A 4300-nucleotide genomic window follows, 5' to 3' on the forward strand; every position below is an offset into this window, starting at 1 on the left:
TCCTATTTGGGAATATCATACCTTCGAACAGGAATAATCTGATTTTTCATAGAACTTTTGGCATTACCTTCCTTCTCTTAATCATTAACTATAAAAGCTCAAGACGATTCATTTATTCGTTTGGTAACTCTCTAGACATTCTACGTTTTTCAAAGATGAATAAGATAACGACAATGACAAAGATAATGCCTATCCCTATCCAACCTAATAAATCAGCTGCGCTAGTAAAGACAAATGTCGGCCAAATACCCCCATCACTTAAAACAGTAATTAAAGCATTACCAGCTAAATCAAAGTTCGCCGCAACCGCTGACTCGGTAATTAATGGCGTAGCCCATGAGGATATATATAAAGCCAATCCCATCATGATACCTCCACCAAGTACAGAACGCAGAAGGTCTCCTTTAAACACAGGAACCATTAAGGCAATCATAAATGGTATAGTGGCTAGGTCTCCTAATGGTAGAGTCGTATTACCAGGTAAAATAACCGCTAGTAATAGGGTAATAGGAACTAATAATATAGAAGCAGCTAGAACGGTTGGATGTCCAACTGCAAGTGCACTGTCCATTCCAATGAATAAGTTTCTTCCAGGAAAGCGATCTTTTACCCATTTAGAAGCAGCATCTGAAATAGGAGTTAATCCTTCCATTAAAAGAGAAACCATTCGTGGCAAGAGCATCATAACAGCGCCAGTCGCTACACCTAAATATAGTATATCTCCAATGTCATAACTAGCGAGTATCCCGATAACAACCCCGATAATAAAACCAATGACTGTATTATCTCCAAAAATGCCAAATCGTTTTTCAACAGTATCTGGATCCAGTTTAAGTTTATTCAAGCCCGGAATACGCTCAAATAACCAGTTCATCGGTACAGCTAATACAAATCCTGCTAAAGATTGTCCGTGAGGGAAAGACATATTTTCTAAGCCAAAATACTTTTGAACATATACCGCACTTTTATCTCCAAGATAATATGTCATCATAGAGAAAGTGATCATAGTAAATATTCCTAGAGCAAAGTTGTTTGTTGCCGCATATACCAGAGACCCTATAAAAGCAATATGCCAGAAGTTCCAAATGTCGACGTTTAAAGTTTTGGTTAAGCCAAACAAAAGTAGAAGAGCATTCACCCCTATACCAACGATAATAGCTAAACTTCCTAAGAATGTTCCGTATGCAATGGCTGAGGCAGCCGGCCACCCTACATCGACTACTTCCATTGAAAGGTTAAAGTTCTGTACCATAGCTTCGGCAGCTGGTGACAAGTTACTTGTTAATAATCCAATAACTAAATTCAAACCAATAAAACCAATCCCGATAGTTAAAGCTGATTTTAACGCTTTAGCTAATGGGACTCTAAAAAATAATCCCACAAATATAAAGACGATGGGCAACATAACGGCTGCCCCTAAATCAAGAAACCATTGAATCACTTGTTCAAATGTTTGCATGAGTTGTTCCTCCTTAATTTCTACCACATGAAAGAATCTCCTTAAATTAAAAACCAACTCTTGTGAATCAAATAATTGCAAAAGGATTACTGTTTAAGTCACCTCCCTATTTCCGTCGACTAATCCGCCTCAGTAGGACAAAACAGTCTGTCTAATTTAATGCATCTGTGACAAGACTAATCACTTCTTTCTTATCCTCACTGTTGACTAATTGTTCTAGCAGTGTGTCATTTTGTATAAGGGCCATCAGCTTTTGTAGTAAATCCAACTGATCTTCAGGGTTATTAATAGCTAAAGTAAAAATTAAAGAAACAGGAATTTTTTGGTCATCCGTCCCCATATGAATAAATTCAAGAGATGTTTTCAAGATGGATACGGACAAACACTGTTTATTAACATGTTCTGCATCAGTATGGGGGATGGCTATACCGTACTGGTTACCCATTAAACCAGTTGGATACTCTTTCTCCCTTTTGATTAAGGCTTCTTCAAATGAGGACTTAACCATACCTTTTTTCACTAAAATGGAAGCAATATGCTGCAAAACGGCTTCTTTTTCTCGTTCTTTTAAATCTAATAAAACTAAATCTTCATCCATATAAAAAGTGTTTCCCATAGCACTTCACTCCTTACCATCACGTGACTGATAAGCTCTATCAGCTGCTTGAATCATGTCTTTAAGCGCCTGTCGAGGGTTATCGGCTTTCACTATGCCACTTGTCGCACCCGTACCATCAGCCCCTAAGGAAATGGTTCTGTAAACATCCTCAGATGTACTAATTCCAGCCGCTTGCATGACTAATATAGAGTCATTAACATTTTTTATCGCTTCATTCGTTTGACGGATGTAATTCTCATCACTCGTTTGACCCGTTCCAATTAACTCCGTCGGTTCACATAACAAGATATCAGGATTCAATTTAGCAATGGCTGTCGCTTCTGCTAGAGAATCCGCACAAACAATTGTGACCATACCTAACTCTTTTGCTTTATTCATAGACTGGACAAGTTCATTTAATGTCATCGGATGTTCCGCATGATTTAAAACGGTCGCTCTTGCACCCGCTTCATATAACGATTCCGGCAGGACATGGCCCATACCTCTTCCTGGTGAAATCCCGTCCATATGTTGAGCGGTAATTATCACGTGTTCAGTGTTTTCACTTACTAACTTCAAATCGGAATAGGGAGCGGTTACAAAAACAGAAATGTTACTCTTACTTGCTAGCTCATCTGCTAGTACAGCTAAATCTAATAATTCGTTTCCGTATAAATAGGACTTTGGGTTGAAAATGAAAAATGGTTTGTTAATAACTCCTTTACTCATGGCTTCCCTCCTTTTTGATATTAACCGCTTGGGTTTGAAAAACGTCATAATAGTGATGCAATACCTCTTCCATTGCTTTATCAGAGAATTGAATCACATCTAAAAAGTTTGATGGATTCCGAGATTGTATGGCATCGTAAGCTCCATTTAAAAAATCGGTGAATATATTGATTTTTGCCATACCATTAAGTGCACATTGTCTTAAATTATCATCTCCTGTTGATGAGCCCCCATGCAAAACGAGTGGAATATCTGTTATGGCCGTAATCTCATTTAAGGTGTCAAAACTGATTTGTGGAGTGCCTATATACACACCGTGAGCTGTTCCAATAGAGACAGCTAAAGAATCCACATTTGTTTCTTTTACAAACAGCTCGACATCTTTGTCATCTGTGTAAACAGAGTCGATAACTTCATGTGCTTCAAAATTTTCATTTGCTCCGACATGCCCTAGTTCAGCTTCAACTGTGACATCATACTTATGTGCATACTCAACGACTTCTTTTGTAATGGCTATATTTTCTTCAAAGGGTTTTTGAGAGGCATCAATCATGACAGAAGAAAAACCTAACTGAATCGCCTTTTTTATAAAATCTATGTCTTCCCCATGATCTAAATGCAAGACAATCGGTACCCTTGCTTTTTTAGCAAAATACTTACCAATTAACGCTGCTTCTTCTAAAGGGATAAATTCCCGATGCGACTGAGCAAAAGGCAAGATTAACGGTAACTTTCTTTTTTCAGCCACTTGGACAAAAACTCTTGCCATATTTAAGGTAATAAAATTGGTTGCCGGAATAGCAAAACTCTTTTTTTGAGCTTCTTTAAATAACTGCCTTGAATTCACTAACACATCGATAAACTCCCTTCAACTTATTCTCCCATCACAGTAATCAAACATCTGCGCTCACGCGGTCTCGTGACATCAAAATCTACAAAATAAATATAGCCCGTTTTTCCCACCCCCAAGGTGTAATCCGTCACATCAAACACTTCACTCGACCCAATAATCGTTGATTTTAAATGGGCGTCCCCATTCCACAAGTATGACCGATCCCCTCCAGGTAGATACTCTTCAATATTTGGCCATTTCTCAACTTCCTTGTAATGTTCTTCTCCCGGATAGTGATAAGTGGAGGCGCTAGTGTGTTTAGGAATGATTTTTTCAAGAGCTTCATTTAAATCAATCTGCAAATACTCATCCCCATTGCTGTCTCTATCATGAGAAAATTCTTCAAAGAAAACAGCACAAGTTGTATGAGGGGAAATGACTGTCACAAGTCCTTCTTTAATTCCACTCTCTTTAATCACCTCTCTCACCTGTGGCGTGACATCAATATAACTAGGCGTATCACCTTCTGATTGTAGAGTAATTGTCTCTTTATATAATTTCATATAAATTCTCCTTTTTACATTTGTAAAACCTATTTACATTTGTTACCTATACCTGAATAATTCATACCTCTGATTTTAGAGGCTATTTTACCAAATTAATTTGCGTTTTGATTAAGTTT

5 protein-coding genes are annotated in these 4300 nt (G+C 37.8%); all 5 read right to left on the reverse strand.

From position 1 onward, the window contains the following. Nucleotides 1–112: 112 nt before the first annotated feature. The 5 genes from ABDZ53_RS00130 to ABDZ53_RS00150 all read right to left on the reverse strand — a co-directional run bounded on the left by ABDZ53_RS00130 (nucleotide 113) and on the right by ABDZ53_RS00150 (nucleotide 4181). Nucleotides 113–1459: a PTS galactitol transporter subunit IIC gene (locus ABDZ53_RS00130; RefSeq protein ID WP_343752744.1), complete on the reverse strand. Its 1347-nt coding sequence runs from the start codon at nucleotides 1457–1459 to the stop codon at nucleotides 113–115. A gap of 151 nt (nucleotides 1460–1610) precedes the next feature. Further along, nucleotides 1611–2075: a PTS sugar transporter subunit IIA gene (locus ABDZ53_RS00135; RefSeq protein WP_343752746.1), complete on the reverse strand. Its 465-nt coding sequence runs from the start codon at nucleotides 2073–2075 to the stop codon at nucleotides 1611–1613. Between the two features lie 6 nt (nucleotides 2076–2081). After that, complete coding sequence (locus ABDZ53_RS00140; RefSeq protein ID WP_343752748.1) at nucleotides 2082–2786, reverse strand: triose-phosphate isomerase; 705 nt, start codon at nucleotides 2784–2786, stop codon at nucleotides 2082–2084. Continuing rightward, a complete protein-coding gene (locus ABDZ53_RS00145) occupies nucleotides 2779–3639 on the reverse strand; it encodes a class II fructose-bisphosphate aldolase (protein WP_343752750.1) in 861 nt (286 codons plus the stop codon). Before ABDZ53_RS00145 ends, ABDZ53_RS00140 begins: the two co-directional genes overlap by 8 nt. A 20-nt stretch (nucleotides 3640–3659) precedes the next feature. Next, the gene (locus tag ABDZ53_RS00150) at nucleotides 3660–4181 is read right to left on the reverse strand and encodes a YjbQ family protein (RefSeq protein WP_343752752.1); all 522 of its coding nucleotides are present in this window, start codon (nucleotides 4179–4181) and stop codon (nucleotides 3660–3662) included. Nucleotides 4182–4300 lie beyond the last annotated feature (119 nt).

Source organism: Alkalibacterium iburiense, assembly GCF_039521845.1.
Classification (GTDB): domain Bacteria; phylum Bacillota; class Bacilli; order Lactobacillales; family Carnobacteriaceae_A; genus Alkalibacterium; species Alkalibacterium iburiense.